Raw genomic sequence first — 13,876 nt, 5'->3', positions numbered from 1 at the left:
AGTCACGGCTCCTCCTGGATCGTTCCTGGTTCGTCGTGCCGTTTGCCCAGATAGGCGTCCACCACCGCTCGGTTCCGGGCGATCGTGTGCGGTGGGCCCTCCGCCACCAGACGGCCGTCCGCCATGACGGCGACCCAGTCGCTGATGCCCATCACCACGTCCATGTCGTGTTCGACGAAACAGACGGTCATTCCCTCGTCCCGCAACTCGGTGATGTGCCCGAGCAGGCTCTGCGTCAGTGCCGGGTTGACGCCGGCCATCGGCTCGTCGAGCAGGACCATGACGGGCCGGGCCATCAGGGCGCGGGCCAGTTCGAGCAGCTTGCGCTGGCCTCCCGACAGTGTGCCGGCGTGGTCGTCGCGGAGCCGCCCGAGCCTGAACCGCTCCAGCAGTTCGTCCGCCCTGTGCCCGGCCTCCCGCTCCTGGCCGTGCCACAGCGGCCGCAGCAGTGCGGGCAGCAGTTGCTCGCCGCGCTGCCCGGAGGCCGCGAGCAGCATGTTCTCCCGCACGGTCAGCCGGGGAAGCACCCGCGTGAGCTGGAACGTACGGACCAGGCCGTCACGCGCCACCCGGTGCGCGGGACGCCCGGTGAGGAGACGCCCGTCGAACCACCACCGGCCGCCGTCGGCCCGGTCGAATCCGCTCACGATGTTGAACAGCGTCGTCTTGCCGGCGCCGTTGGGGCCGATGAGCGCCGTGATGGCCCCGCGCTGCACCTCCAGATGGTCCACCCGCACGGCGACGAGTCCGCCGAAGCTACGGGTCACCCCGTCCAGGACGAGCAGCGCGTCGGGCTTGGGCACGCCCGGCTCGGGCGCGGTCCCGGCGAGCCGTCGGCCGGCCGCGGCGGACGCGCGAACGGTGGGTGCCTGGTCATCGCTCACTGAGCAGCATCTCCTTCCGGCTGCCGAGGATGCCCTGCGGCCGGAACACGATCAGCAGGATCAGGGCGAGACCGACCAGCGCGAAGCGCACGGCCCCGATCTCGGACGTGCTGATCAGGTCGGACGATATGTACCCGGCGTCGATGGCCTGCCGCAGCGCGCTGTCGAGGAAGGTGAGCACGAACCAGAACAGGATCGAGCCGATGACCGGGCCCAGGATCCGCCCGGCACCGCCCAGCACCAGCAGCGTGTACAGGAAGAAGGTGACGGCCGGGTCGAAGCTGTCGGGGTTCACCGACTGCACCTGGATCGCCTGCAGCATGCCCGCGACCGCCCCGATCACTCCGCCCAGCACCAGGCTCTGCATCTTGTACCAGTAGACGTTCTTGCCGAGGCTGCGGGCCGCGGTCTCGTCGTCGCGGATGGAGCGGACGACGCGGCCCCACGGGCTGTGCACCAGCAGGGCGAGCAGCACCCCCACCACGGCCACCAGTCCCCATCCGACGATCAGCACCCACAGGTCCCGTGCGTTGAACTCCACGAGCCACACCCCGTAGGTGCCCGGCGGTATCGGACTGAGGTCGTAGAAGTCGCTTGCGAAGCGCTGCAGACCGAACACCCCGCCGGTGACGTCCTCGGCCCAGCTGGAGCGGTAGAACAGCCGCAGTGTCTCCCCCGCGGCGATCGTGGTGATCGCGAGATAGTCGGCCCGCAGCCGCAGCGTGGGGACACCCAGCAGGAGGGCCAGCACGACGGCGCAGGCGAGTCCGGCCAGGACACCGAGCCACATGGATCCGTCGTACGTCGCGACCGTGACCGCGAGCCCGTAGCCGCCGACCAGCATGAAGCCGACCTGGCCGAAGTTGAGCAGGCCGGTGTAGCCGAAGTGCAGGTTCAGACCCATTGCGGCGAGCGCGTAGACGGCGGCGATGGGACCGATGCCGGACCGCAGCGCGTCGGAGAAGATGACCGAGAAGTCCATGCTCCCGCCCCCTCATCCCACGCGTTCGCGACGGCCGAGGATGCCCTGCGGCCGGACGAGCAGAACGGCGATGAGGACCAGCAGCGCCCAGGCGTACTGAAGGTCGACCGGGAACCACAGGGTGGACACCTGGGCGACGATCCCGATGACCAGGCTGCCCACCATCGCGCCGTAGGCGGAGCCCAGGCCGCCCAGGATGATCCCGGCGAACATGAGCAGCAGCAGCTTGAACCCCATGTCCCAGGTGATGATCTCCACCAGTCCGAAGAAGACCCCGCCCAGGGCGGCGAGGGCCCCGCCGAGCATCCATACCGCGAGCACCACCCGCTGCACATCGATGCCGGATGCCTCGGCGAGGTCGCGGTTGACGGAGACGGCGCGGACGGCCGTACCGATCCGTGTCCGTTGCAGCAGCGCGGCGACGCCGAGCAGTACCAGGACGGAGAGCAGGGTGACCGTGAGGTCCCGCGGGGTGATGGCGACCGGCCCCAGGTCGATGGTCTCCTGGATGTCGTACTGGGCGAAGGAGCCGGGCCGTGTCCCGTACAGCACGAGCACGATGTGCCGCAGCAGCAGGGACAGCCCGATCGTGACGATGAACAGGTTGATCAACCCGGTGCCCCGCCTCCGCAGCGGGCGCCATATGACGCGGTCCACGGCCCCGCCCAGCAACGCTCCGAAGAGGACCGCCGCGATCGCGGCCGGCACGAGGTGCCAGCCGGGCCCCGTCGGCGAGACGTTGAGGAAGAACGCGAACGTCGCGCCGATCGTGACGAACTCCCCGTGCGCGAAGTTGATCAGGTGGATGGTGCCGAAGATCAGCGACAGTCCGACAGCGGTGATGGCGATGATCACGCCGAACTGCACACCGTCGATCAGCGCCTGCAGCAGCCGCGCACCGAATCCCCGGCCGCGTGGGACCTCCTCGCCCTGTCCCCACGCGGGGGATGCGCACAGCACCACGAGTGCCAGAGCGAGCGCCGGAAGGAGAATGCGCGGACGGCACATGATGTTCCCGGTATGCCCTGAATATTCCTGTTACTCAGTGTAGGAGCGGAATAGGCCCTGCGAGCGGGCGCCGGTTGAGTGGCACACCTGATGCTGGGCTTGGGGAAGGCGCCGGACGTGCCCAGGGTCCGGTCAGCCCGCCGCCGTGGGACCAGGACGGAGGTCTGGGGCGCGGTCGGTGCGGCACACCTGGTGGGAGCAGCGTTGGCTGTCACCGGGTGGTGGGCGGTCGAGAGTTCAAGGTCAAGTAGCCATGGCGGGCTCCGATAGTTCGCTGGGCGAACTTGTCGACGGCGGTGATAACCACGGCGGGGCGAGGCGCTAGGGCAGGCACAGTCGGCGCTCCTCCGGCTCCTCGGAGGCCCCCGGAGGACCGGGGCCCAGCGGGTCGTCGATCGGCAGGAAGACGGCCGCCCGGTCGTCGGGGAACGCGGCCGCTCGATCCTTGAGGTACCGCCGGACCTGTCGCTTCGCCCGCGGCGCACGTCCGTGGTGCGATGGAACTGGGGGCGGAAAGGAGAGCGATCATGCCCGCAGCGAAGCGAACGAGTGCCGCCGCCTCGGTGTCGGTCCGCCCGCTGGTTGAGCCGGACCTGGATCGGGCCGACGAGATCTTCAGGGTCGCCTTCGGGACCTTCCTCGGGGCCCCCGAGCCGGAGACGTTCTTCGGGACCGCCGACTATGTCCGCACCCGCTGGGCGGCAGATCCACACGCGGCCTTCGCAGCGACCGTCGAGGGCGAGGTCGTCGGATCGAACTTCGCCGCCAACTGGGGCAGCGTCGGGTTCTTCGGCCCGCTGACCGTACGTCCGGATCTGTGGGACCAGGGCATCGGCAGGCGCCTCATGGAACCGGTCATGGCCTGCTTCGACACCTGGGAGAACCGCCACCTCGGTCTGTTCACCTTCTCGCACAGTCCCAAGCACCTCGAGCTCTACCGCCGGTACGGTTTCTGGCCCCGATTCCTTACAGCCATCATGAAGAAACAGGTCGCCGTCAGTGCCGCAGCCCCCGGCCTTGCGCTGTACGGCGAGCTGACCGCCGCCGAGCGGCCCGACGCACTGAGCCTCAGTCGCGCACTGACGGGGGCCGTGTACGAGGGCCTGAGCCTGGAGCGCGAGATCATGGCCACACAGGCGCAGGGGCTCGGTGACACCATCCTCCTCGAGGGCGCCGACTCCGACCTCGACGGTCTGGCTGTCTGCCACTGCGGAGCGGGGTCGGAGGCCGGTGAGGACGTGTGCTTCGTCAAATTCGGCGCCGTACGCCCTGGCCCGGACGCCGCGGACCGGTTCGAACGACTGCTGAATGCGTGCGAGCAGTTGGCCACCGAGAAGGGACTGGGGCAACTGGACGCCGGAATGAACCTGGCCCGCCAGGACGCCTACCGGCGCATGGTCGACCGCGGTTTCCGTACCTGGCTGCAAGGCGTGACCATGCACAAGCCCAACGAACCTGGCTACAGCCACCCGGACGCCTACGTGATCGACGACTGGCGCTGAGTCCACCGCCATACTCGGCTTCGGGGAAGACCCGATGCCGTCAGGAGACGACTGACACCAGGACTCCACGCTGAACGACCTGTCGCTCACCGCCCGTCACCGTTCCCACTGACCACGTCGGCATACCGCAGGGATCACGAGACGTGAACCCTGCGACACCACGCTTTGAAGGTCAGTAGTCCTTGGGCGCCCGTTCAAGACGGACAACCAAGCGCGTGTACGTCCATCCCGACCCGCAGAGTCTCAAGGCAGGCTCGGAGAAGCTGAGCGAGCTACTCGGTTGAGGGTGTGGGAGGCTCACGACAGGACCCGTGCGAGCGCCGCGGCTGCGGCGGCACCCGACCCAGTCGCATGCGTTCATGACGGACGCGCCATCACTGATACTGGCATCCATCAACTCGACGATCGGTACATCCAGATCTAGTTCCAAAGGCCTGTCTCGATCGAACTGTTGGCTGGGGATCGCATGTCGTCCAGAGTTCTTGATCTCGACGACAACGAGGTAGGGATCAGTTGGCAGTATTCCGTTGCGGTGCACCTCAATCGTCCCACCACCTGCCTGAAGGCCAGCTCTGTTGACCAAGGCCGTGGAGCTTGCCAGAGCGGGCTGACTGCAATGCTGGCCCCCTTCCCCCAGACCGCCCCGCAGGGGCAGTTGTGCCCGGAAAGGTACCGCCCGCTGAGAGCGTCGGCACCACCGTTGCTTAAGTCGTGACCGAGCGGCCCCGGTTGCGAATCGCGGCCTCATATTGTGAGTCGAAAGCCTCAGAAACGATCAAGGGCCTCGTCTCACCTAAGTGATCCAAGGCCCTGACCTGCGACAACTAGTCGTATAGCTGTCGGGACGACAGGATTTGAACCTGCGACCCCTTGACCCCCAGTCAAGTGCGCTACCAAGCTGCGCCACGTCCCGGTGCGTTCCTCTCGCGCTGATCCGCGAGAACTCGCAGGTAAACCATAGCGTATGCGGCCGGATGCTCCTGTCTGACTCCCGCTCTGGCGTACGTACGTCCCCCTCGCCGGCCGTCCCCCGATCGGCCGGCGACGAGCCGGTCAGGCGGGCGGGTTGAGGCCGAACTTCTCCGCCGCCTCCGTCAGTTCGCGCCACACCCTCGGCGTGACCGGGATCCCCTGCGCGGCCCGCTCGTCGGCCACGGCGGCGTCCGGGTCACCGAAGGCCGCCGGGTCCACGGCGATGAGCAGGGCGTTCTGGCGGTGCTTACGGCCAGGAAGGCCAGTCAACAATCTCATCGACGATTCGGTACGGCCCCTGACGCGGTCGCGCTACGCGACCGGTGGCGTCCCGTGCGTATGGAAGGACTCGATGGTCTTCAGGCCCCAGGCCTGCCCCTTCTTGCGCTCCTCCTCGGTCCAGGTGATCAGCGGCCAGTCGGGCGCCAGCACCAGCCGGGTGAGCGGATTGCACAGCTCGATCCGGTTGCCGCCGGGCTCGTAGACGTACAGGAAGAACGTCTGCTGGATGGCGTGCTTGTGCGGTCCGGTCTCGATGAACACCCCGCTGTCGATGGCGAGATCGGCGGCGCGCAGGATGTCCTCGCGGGTGTCGGTCGCGAAGGCGATGTGGTGCAGCCGCCCGGCGGAACCGGTCCAGTCCGAGGTGTAGACGACGTCGTACGACTTGTTCGTGTACGTCAGCCAGCGCGCCGCGATCTTCCCGCTGTCGAGCCGGATCTGCTCCGTCGGCCGGGCGCCGAGCACGTTCTGCTGGAACTCGGCGTTGGCGAGCACGTCGGCGGCGAGGAAGTTGATGTGGTCGAGCCGTCGTACGCCCACGCCCCGGTTCGGTTTGGCCTGCGGCTGGTTCTTCAGCGCGGGCCTCAACTCCTCGGGCGCTTCGTAGTGTTCGCTCTCCCAGTACAGGGCGTGTTCATGGCCGTCCGGGTCGGTGGTGACGTACAGCTTGCCGAGACCGGGCTCGTCCTCCACCCAGCGGCCGGAGCCGCCCGCCTCCTCCACCGAGCTCACCCGCCGCTGGAGCGCCTCCTCGCTGGAGGTGCGCAGGGCGAGCCGGCCGAGGCCGGGCCTCTCCCGGGCGGTGAGCACCAGGCTGTGGTGCTCGTAGTCGTCGAAGGTCCGCAGGTAGACGGTGTCGTCCTGCTGTCCGTTGACCGTCAGGCCCAGGTAGTCGGTGCAGAAGGCGACGCTGGCGTCCAGGTCGGGGGTGAACAGCTGCGCATGGCCGATGTGGGCGATGTCGCCGAGCGGCGGAGTCATCGTTGACCTCCTGTGGGTTGTTCGGCGGACCTGGGAAACACGGAGCCGTCGAAGATCTTGCGGGCCGTACGGAGCACGGCGGTACGGCGGGGGAAAGGAAGACCGTCGGCGTCCGCGCCGAGGCTGCTTTCGATGTCCAGGAATCCCGTGGGATGTTCTATGCGAATCCGTTCACTTCCGGGATCGATCTGGGCGATCCCCTCCCCCACGCTGCCCTCGATCCGAAGGCCTGCGGCGACACTCGCCGCCCCGAGCACTCCGATCGCGGTATGGCAGCGTACGGGAATGAAGGTGCGGGTGGTCACCGCGCCGCCGTCGCGGGGCGGGGCGAGGAGCGTGAGCTTGGGCACGGTGGTGTCCGAGACGTCACCGAGACCCATGAGCCGTCCGGCCGCCAGTCGTAGCTTGCGCAGCCGGTCGGCGAGGGTGACGTCCTCCTCCAGGTCCGTGGGTGTCTCGTACCCGGTGACCTTCAGATCGGAGGCTGCGATCAGCACGGTCGGCATGCCGTTGTCGACGCAGGTCACGGGGGTGCCGTGGATCTCGTCGCGCACCCGCCCGGTGGGCAGCAGCTTCCCGGCGCCGGCCGAGAACTCGATCACCACGGGCGCGGCAGTGCCCGGCACACCCGAGATCGCGGCGCTCCCGGTGTAGTCGACCCGGCCGCCCGGCGTGGGGAAGGTCGCCGTGGCCCGGTCGCCGGAGTTGACCATCCGGATACGGACCGAGGTGCACTCCTCACCGGGCCGGACCAGTCCGCGCTCGACGGCGAACGGGCCGACGCCGGCGAGGATGTTCCCGCAGTTCTGACGGTCGCTCACCTCGGGCCGGTCGACGGCGACTTGGAGGAACAGATAGTCGACGTCGGCGCGCGGATCCGCCGAGGGCGAGACGACGGCGACCTTGCTGGTGAGCGGGTGCGCGCCGCCCAGGCCGTCGATCTGCCGCTCGTCCGGGCTGCCCATGATCCTCAGCAGCAGCTCGTCACGGGCAGCCGGGTCGGCGGGCAGGTCACCGGCGAGGAAGTAGGCGCCCTTGGAGGTGCCGCCGCGCATCAGCAGACAGGGCACCTCCTCGGTCACGGCCGCTCCCCTTCGTACTCCTCGTACGTCCGGTACTCGACGCCGAGTTCCTTCAGCTTCCCGCGCAGTCCGTAGCGGTCCAGGCCGAGTTGGCCGTCGAGGAAGGCGGCCCGGGTGGCGGCCTCCTTGGCCTCGCGGGCCCCGGACTTCTCGACGGTCTCGCGGACGCGTTCACGAGGGACGACCACGACACCGTCGTCGTCGGCGAGGATCGCGTCGCCGGGGCGGATCACCTGGCCGTCGATGGCGATCGGCACGTTGACCGACCCGCCCGTCGCCTTGACCGTGCCCTGCGAGGAGACCGCCCGGGACCAGGCGGCGAAGCCCATGTCCCGCAGCTCCTGGGTGTCGCGGACGCCCGTGCTGAGGACGACGCCGCGCACGCCGCGCTGGTGCAGGGCGGTCGCGAACAGCTCGCCGAACAGGCCGTCCGTGCACGGCGAGGTGGTGGTGACGACCAGGATGTCGCCCTCGCCGCACTGCTCAACGGCCGCATGGATCATGAGGTTGTCGCCGGGCCAGCTCAGTACGGTGACGGCGGTACCGGCGACCCGGACACCCTGCTGGACGGGGCGAATTCCCGGGCCCAGCAGGCCGGTTCGGCCCATCGCCTCGCTGACGGTGGCCACGCCGTGACCGGCCAGCGCGTCGACGTCCTTCAGATCCGCCTTCGGCGGGCCGGTGACGATCACGCCGCTCATGCCAGCTCCTTCGCGATCTGCGGGTAGGGGCGCATGTATGCCTCGGCCATGGTCTTGTGAGCGAGACCCAGGTTGGGGCCGGCGTTGCGCCTCAGCTGGACGCCGCGGCGGACGGCGAGGTCGGTGTAGTAGTCCCACAGATGCTGCTGGGCGCCGAGGCACTCCATGGCCTTGCGCTTGGTCTCCCAGACCTCGGTGATGTCGAGGAGCACCTCGGGCCTGAAGCCGCTCATCTCGGGCTGGTGGGGCTCGAAGAAGAAGACAGGCGGGGCGCCGATGATCTCGCCCTTGCCCGGGTAGCCGATGGCCTGGGCGAGCACCCGGGCCTCCAGGGCCATGCGGTTGGCGGCGGGGTGGTCGCCGTTGTACGGGTCGTCGGTGGGGTGGGTGAGGACGACGTCCGGCTGGGTCTCGCGGTACACCTCGACGAGCTGGTCGGTCAGCTCCGGGGTGGCGATCAGCGGGTAGTCGCCGGCGTCGAAGAAGCGGACCTCGGCGCCGAGGGTGGCGGCGGCCCGCTCGGCCTCGTCCCGCCGTATCGCCTTGATCTCGTCCAGTTTCCTCCCCTCGCGCCACGCCTTGGCGGACTCCCCGCGCTCACCGAAGGTCAGACAGGCGATGGTGACCTTCTCGCCGCGGGAAGCGGCCAGGGCGATGGCACCACCGGCGCGCCACACGAAGTCCCCGGCGTGCGCGGTGACGACGAGCGTCGAACGTGGGCGGGCGGGCGCGTTGGCCTGGGTCATTGCTCAAAACTCCTCGGGTGACAGGTGTGCCCGCCTCACCCCCCGTCTCAGTCGCGCAGCGCCTCGATCACGCTGGTGAGGTGGGCGCGGACGGCCGCCTCGGCCGCCTGCGGGTCCCTGGCCCTGATCGCCTCGATCATCGCCAGATGCTCATTCAGGGACTGCTGCGGACGCCCCGGCCTCAGCGCCAACTGGAAGCGGTGACGCACCAGTTGGGCGTTGAGCCGCTCCAGCAGCTCCAGCGCGGTCCGCTGGCCGGAGAACTCCCGGATCCTGGTGTGCAGTTCGTGGTTGAGGTCGGAGTAGGTGAGCGGCTCGCCGTCGGCCACGGCCTTGGTCATCGCCGTGCCCAGCTCGGTGAGTTCGGCCAGCTGCTCGTCGCTCGCCGCGACGGCCGCCTTTGCCGCGCACAGTCCTTCGAGGACCATGCGGCATTCGGTGATGGCGACCGCTTCCTCCACCGTCACCACCCGCACCCGCGAGCCGCGGTTGCGGATCCGCTCGACGAGGCCCTGGGCCTCCAGATCGATGAGCGCCGCGCGGATGCTCGCCCGTGTCACACCGAACTGCTCAGCAAGTTCGTTCTCCACCAGCCGCTGTGCCGGTGCCATCTCGCCGTGCAGGATCGCCTGCCGCAGCCGCGCGAGCGCGTGCCGTTTGGCCTGCTCCCCGGTGCTCGGACGGGCTTCTTTCGGCATCGTTGCCCTCCCTGAGTGAGTGCCTGTCGAACGTAAATCTAGCCAAACAGAATTGTCAACAATTTTGTCCGACGTATTGCCCGCACGAATCGGCGGCGAGGGACGACGGAGAGGCCGGTTGCCCTTCAGTCAGTTGCTTGACTTAATCAAGTGCGACATGCTTGCCTGAAGCAAGGAAAAGAAAGCGAGGCATCCCATGGCCACGATGAAGACCGTCAGAACCGGCGCCCAGAACCAGATCGAGATCGTCGAGGCCGAGCGGCCCGCCCCCGGCCCCAAGGACGCCCTCGTACGCGTCCGCGCCTGCGGAATCTGCGGCACCGACACCTTCTTCCTGCATATGGGCGGTGCCCCCTTCGGCCCCGGCGGATCCATGGTCTCCCTCCCCCTCGGTCATGAACCGGCCGGTGAGATCGTCGCGGTGGGTGCCGAGGTCACGGGGCTGAAGGCCGGCGACCGCGTCGTGGTGAACCCGCAGGGCGCGCCGTCCGGGATCATCGGCTGCGGCGGACCGCTCGGCGGCATGAGCGAGTATCTGCTCATCGAGAACGCCGAGGTCGGCACGAGTGTCGCCGTCTTCCCCGACCATGTCCCCTTCGACGTCGCGGCACTCAACGAGCCCATGGCGGTCGCCCTGCACTGTGTCAACCGCTCGGAGGCGAAGCCGTCCGACAAGGTCGTGGTGTTCGGCGCCGGGCCCATCGGCCTGGGTGCCACGATCTGGCTGAAGCTGCGCGGAGTGGAGCACGTGGTCGTCGCCGACGTCCTCCCGGAGCGCCTGGAGACCGCGCTCGCGGTCGGCGCCGACGCGGTCGTGAACTCCGCGACGGAGAACGTCACCGAGCGGCTGACCGAGTTGCACGGCGGGGCCGCCAACGCCCTCGGGCAGCCGCGCGCCGGGACCGACATCTACATCGACGCCGCCGGTGCCCCCGCGGTCTTCGACGCCGTCATCGGCGCCGCCAAGTGGGGCGCCAGGATGGTCATGGTCGCCGTACAGAAGAAGTCCGACGCCATCGACCTCGGCGGGATGCTCCGCAGCGAGTTGACTCTGATCGCCTCCCAGGGCTACCCCAGCGAGATCTTCGAGGTCACCCCCCAACTCGTCGAGCACCAGCAGCGGTTCGCCCGACTGATCAGCCACCGCGTCCCGTTCGCCGAGGCGGAGCGGGCCTTCGCGCTGGCGATGACGCCGGGCGCGGCGGAGAAGGTGGTCGTCACGTTCGACGAGTAGGGCTCACTGAACGGGCGGCGCTCCCTCGTACGCCCCGCGCAGCACCTGAAGCACCCCGTCCATCGTCACGGGGCGGGGGTTGACGAACACCTCGCCCGTGGTCTGCGCGGCCGCCGGCTCCAAGTCGGCCTCGGCCAGGCCGAGTTGGGCGAGGGAGTGCGGGGCGCCGAGGCGCCTGGGCAGCTCCCACAGGGCGCGGGGGGCGTCGTCCGTGTGCAGGGCGCGGGCGACGGCCGCGGCGGCCTCGGGGGCGGCGGGCGCGTTGTAGGCGAGGACGTGCGGCAGCACCAGCGTGTACGTCTCGGCGTGCGGGAGGTCGAAGGAGCCGCCGAGGACATGGCACAGCTTGTGGTGCAGGCCCATGGTGGCGGCGCCCAGACTCACCCCGCACAGCCAGGCCCCGTACAGCGCGCGGCTGCGGGCGTCGAGCGACTCGGGGTCGTCGGCCACGGCGGGCAGGGCGGCAGCCATCGCCCGGAGGCCCTCCTCGGCCGTCAGCCGGGTCAGGGGCGAGGCGTCCGGCGCGTAGAGGGCCTCGACGGCGTGCGCGATGGCGTTGACGCCGCTGGTCACGGAGAGCGGGACCGGCAGGGAGAGGGTCAGTTCGGGGTCGTAGACGACACTGCGCGGCTGTACGACGGGGTCGCGGCCGGTGCGCCTGACGCCGTGTTCGGTCAGGCCCCAGACGGGGGTCATCTCCGAGCCGGAGTAGGTGGACGGCACCGCGATCAGCGGCAGGCCGGTGCGCAGGGCGACAGCCTTGCCGAGGCCGATCGAGGAGCCGCCGCCGACCGCGACGCAGCCGTCGGCGCCCGCCGCGCGCGCCGCCTCGACGGCCCGGTCGGCCACCTCCACCGGGACATGCATCAGCGCCTCGGCGTGCACCGCGACGCAGAGCGGGCCGAGGGAGTCCGCGACGGCCTGCGCGGTCCCGGCGCCGCGCGGGCCCGAGAGCACCAACAGCCGCCGCAGCCCGAGCCGTCGGGCCTCGTCGGCGGTGGCCGTGATGGCGGCGCCGGGGCGCAGCACGATCCGCACGGGCGGGGACTCGTGGATGAATGCGAGGGGGTCCTTGTCGTTCACGATCGCTCCAGTACGGGGTCGTAGCGCGCGTTCACTTGATGAGCGCGTTGGCCACCACTACGCCTACCCCGAGCAGCGCGTCCACCAGCCCGGTCAGTACCGCGGCCGCCCATGACCGCTGCGACCACCGGGCCGTGACCAGGCCCAGGGTGAACAGCAGGGCGATGTTCAGGGTGAAGGCGGGGTACTCCACACCGTTCGCGGGCCACCAGCCCCAGCCGGCCCCGGCCAGGATCGCCACCGTGGGCAGTGCGGCCGTGACCAGGGGCCATTCGTCGGCGAGGGCGCGCAGCGCGTCCCAGCGGCGGCGCGGTGAGCGCTCGGCGATGTGGTGGGCGTATCCGTGGGCGAGGGCGGAGGCCAGCGCGGTCACCAGCAGCCACAGGGCGTCGTAGCGGCGGCTGGCCTGGGAGGTGTGGCCGTACTGGGTGAGGGCGGCGACCATCGAGCAGGCGAGGACGGCGCCGTAGACGCCGCCGAACAGGATCGCCTCGCGGGTGTCGTGCCGGTGCGGTTCCGCGACGGCGACCTCGGTGCCCTGCGCCATGCCCTCCACGATCACCCGGCTCCGGCCGCCCCGCCAGTCGTGACGGCATGAGCCACGGTTTCGTCGTCCACGTCCCCGAGGCGGTGCCGCGCGAGGGCGACCGTACGACCTGGACGGTGCACGAGACGCTGCGCGTACGCGATCAGTCTGTGAGCGGCGGGGCCGTGGTGCCCCGCGTCTTCAGCGCGGGCGCGGCCAGATGGACGCGGCCCGGTTCCTCGGGACGGTCGAAGCGGTCCAGGAGGCAGCGGGCGGCGCGCCGGCCGACGTCGTGGCCGCCGCCGTCCACGGTGGTCAGCCACAGGTGCCGCAGCCGGGAGATGCTCGTGTTGTCGTAGCCGACGACGGACAGGTCGCGCGGCACTTCGAGGCCGAGTTCCTCGGCCGCCGACAGCGCGCCGACGCAGGCGATGTCGTTGACGGCGAACACGGCGGTCGGCCGGTCGGGGCGGCCCAGCAGCCGGACCATCGTGCGGTAGCCGCCCTCCTCGGTCATGTCGCTCGGTTCGACGCGCGCGCCGTCCGCGAGTCCGTGCGCGCGCATCGTCGCCTCGAAGCTGCGCCGGCGCAGTTCGCCGACCGCGCCGTATCCCGCGATGTGCGCGATGCGCCGATGGCCGAGGCCGATGAGGTGCTCGGTGACCAGCCGGGCGCCGTGCTCGTCGTCACCCGCGACGACGTCGACGCGCGGCGGCACGGCCTCGCGGGCGCCCGCCACGACCACCGGCATCCGCTCGGCGACCGCCCCGAGCGCGGCCGGGTCGGGCAGGGTGCCGACCACGACCAGGCCGTCGACGCGCAGGTCGAGGAAGGGGTCGGCCGGGTCCTGACCGGTGCGGCGGTTGAGCCGGGCGTCGGCGAGCAGCATGTGCAGGCCGTTGTCGTGCAGCAGCGAGTTCAGCCCGTCGAGCAGCTCCACGAACCAGGGGTTGCGCAGGTCGTTCAGCAGGACGCCGACGGTCCGGGTGCGCCGCTCGCTGAGGCTGCGCGCGGCGGTGTTGGGCCGGTAGCCGAGTTCCCGCACGGCCCGCAGCACGGCCTCCCGCTTCTCGGGCCGCACCTGCTCGGAGCCGCGCAGCACCAGGGAGACCAGGGACTTGGAGACGCCGGCCCGTTCGGCCACGTCACGGATCGTCGGCGGTCTCATGGCATGGACCGTTCCATGGCCCGCCGG

General features: G+C 70.1%; 14 protein-coding genes and 1 tRNA gene. 2 read left to right on the top strand and 13 right to left on the bottom strand.

The annotated features are described in order from the left end of the window. Positions 1-2: 2 nt before the first annotated feature. From H4N64_RS03095 to H4N64_RS03085, 3 genes are read right to left on the bottom strand one after another with little or no spacing between them, the layout of a single operon-like run. On the bottom strand, positions 3-884 hold the full coding sequence (locus H4N64_RS03095; protein ID WP_186280502.1) for an ATP-binding cassette domain-containing protein: 882 nt from the start codon (positions 882-884) through the stop codon (positions 3-5). Then, positions 874-1,866 (bottom strand): branched-chain amino acid ABC transporter permease, encoded by a 993-nt coding sequence (locus H4N64_RS03090; protein ID WP_186280501.1) that lies wholly within the window; start codon positions 1,864-1,866, stop codon positions 874-876. The genes H4N64_RS03095 and H4N64_RS03090 overlap by 11 nt, the downstream gene beginning before the upstream one ends. Before the next feature lie 12 nt (positions 1,867-1,878). Next, entirely contained in the window at positions 1,879-2,874 is a 996-nt protein-coding gene (locus tag H4N64_RS03085) for a branched-chain amino acid ABC transporter permease (protein ID WP_186280500.1), read from the bottom strand. Between the two features lie 527 nt (positions 2,875-3,401). On the opposite strand from H4N64_RS03085, the gene H4N64_RS03080 reads away from it, so the two are divergent. Beyond that, positions 3,402-4,376 (top strand): GNAT family N-acetyltransferase, encoded by a 975-nt coding sequence (locus H4N64_RS03080; protein WP_186280499.1) that lies wholly within the window; start codon positions 3,402-3,404, stop codon positions 4,374-4,376. A gap of 839 nt (positions 4,377-5,215) precedes the next feature. Here the strand turns inward: H4N64_RS03080 and H4N64_RS03075 are convergent. The 7 genes from H4N64_RS03075 to H4N64_RS03045 form a co-directional block, all read right to left on the bottom strand. Continuing rightward, positions 5,216-5,289, bottom strand: a tRNA-Pro gene (locus tag H4N64_RS03075). Between the two features lie 140 nt (positions 5,290-5,429). Beyond that, positions 5,430-5,627 (bottom strand): hypothetical protein, encoded by a 198-nt coding sequence (locus H4N64_RS03070; protein ID WP_260859513.1) that lies wholly within the window; start codon positions 5,625-5,627, stop codon positions 5,430-5,432. Between the two features lie 33 nt (positions 5,628-5,660). Next, on the bottom strand, positions 5,661-6,611 hold the full coding sequence (locus tag H4N64_RS03065; RefSeq protein WP_186280498.1) for a catechol 2,3-dioxygenase: 951 nt from the start codon (positions 6,609-6,611) through the stop codon (positions 5,661-5,663). After that, positions 6,608-7,666, bottom strand: coding sequence for a 4-oxalomesaconate tautomerase (locus tag H4N64_RS03060; protein ID WP_222108484.1), 1,059 nt, complete (start codon positions 7,664-7,666; stop codon positions 6,608-6,610). Before H4N64_RS03060 ends, H4N64_RS03065 begins: the two co-directional genes overlap by 4 nt. 23 nt (positions 7,667-7,689) lie before the next feature. After that, complete coding sequence (locus H4N64_RS03055) at positions 7,690-8,394, bottom strand: 4-carboxy-4-hydroxy-2-oxoadipate aldolase/oxaloacetate decarboxylase (RefSeq protein ID WP_186280496.1); 705 nt, start codon at positions 8,392-8,394, stop codon at positions 7,690-7,692. Then, on the bottom strand, positions 8,391-9,140 hold the full coding sequence (locus H4N64_RS03050) for a PIG-L deacetylase family protein (protein WP_186280495.1): 750 nt from the start codon (positions 9,138-9,140) through the stop codon (positions 8,391-8,393). Before H4N64_RS03050 ends, H4N64_RS03055 begins: the two co-directional genes overlap by 4 nt. A gap of 47 nt (positions 9,141-9,187) precedes the next feature. Further along, positions 9,188-9,838: a GntR family transcriptional regulator gene (locus H4N64_RS03045; protein ID WP_186280494.1), complete on the bottom strand. Its 651-nt coding sequence runs from the start codon at positions 9,836-9,838 to the stop codon at positions 9,188-9,190. 196 nt (positions 9,839-10,034) lie between these two features. Between H4N64_RS03045 and H4N64_RS03040 the strand changes: the two genes are divergently transcribed. Then, a complete protein-coding gene (locus H4N64_RS03040) occupies positions 10,035-11,072 on the top strand; it encodes a zinc-dependent alcohol dehydrogenase (RefSeq protein ID WP_186280493.1) in 1,038 nt (345 codons plus the stop codon). Positions 11,073-11,075: 3 nt separating this feature from the next. On the opposite strand, the gene H4N64_RS03035 is transcribed toward H4N64_RS03040, so the two are convergent. The 3 genes from H4N64_RS03035 to H4N64_RS03025 form a co-directional block, all read right to left on the bottom strand. Further along, on the bottom strand, positions 11,076-12,155 hold the full coding sequence (locus tag H4N64_RS03035; RefSeq protein WP_186280492.1) for an iron-containing alcohol dehydrogenase: 1,080 nt from the start codon (positions 12,153-12,155) through the stop codon (positions 11,076-11,078). Between the two features lie 31 nt (positions 12,156-12,186). Next, on the bottom strand, positions 12,187-12,702 hold the full coding sequence (locus tag H4N64_RS03030) for a hypothetical protein (protein ID WP_186280491.1): 516 nt from the start codon (positions 12,700-12,702) through the stop codon (positions 12,187-12,189). 142 nt (positions 12,703-12,844) lie between these two features. Further along, on the bottom strand, positions 12,845-13,849 hold the full coding sequence (locus H4N64_RS03025; protein ID WP_186280490.1) for a LacI family DNA-binding transcriptional regulator: 1,005 nt from the start codon (positions 13,847-13,849) through the stop codon (positions 12,845-12,847). Between the last annotated feature and the right edge of the window lie 27 nt (positions 13,850-13,876).

It is taken from the genome of Streptomyces cupreus, assembly GCF_014257025.1.
GTDB lineage: Bacteria > Actinomycetota > Actinomycetes > Streptomycetales > Streptomycetaceae > Streptomyces > Streptomyces cupreus.
The sequence above is the reverse complement of the archived record's forward strand: the minus strand, read 5'-3'. Positions and strand labels throughout refer to the sequence as shown.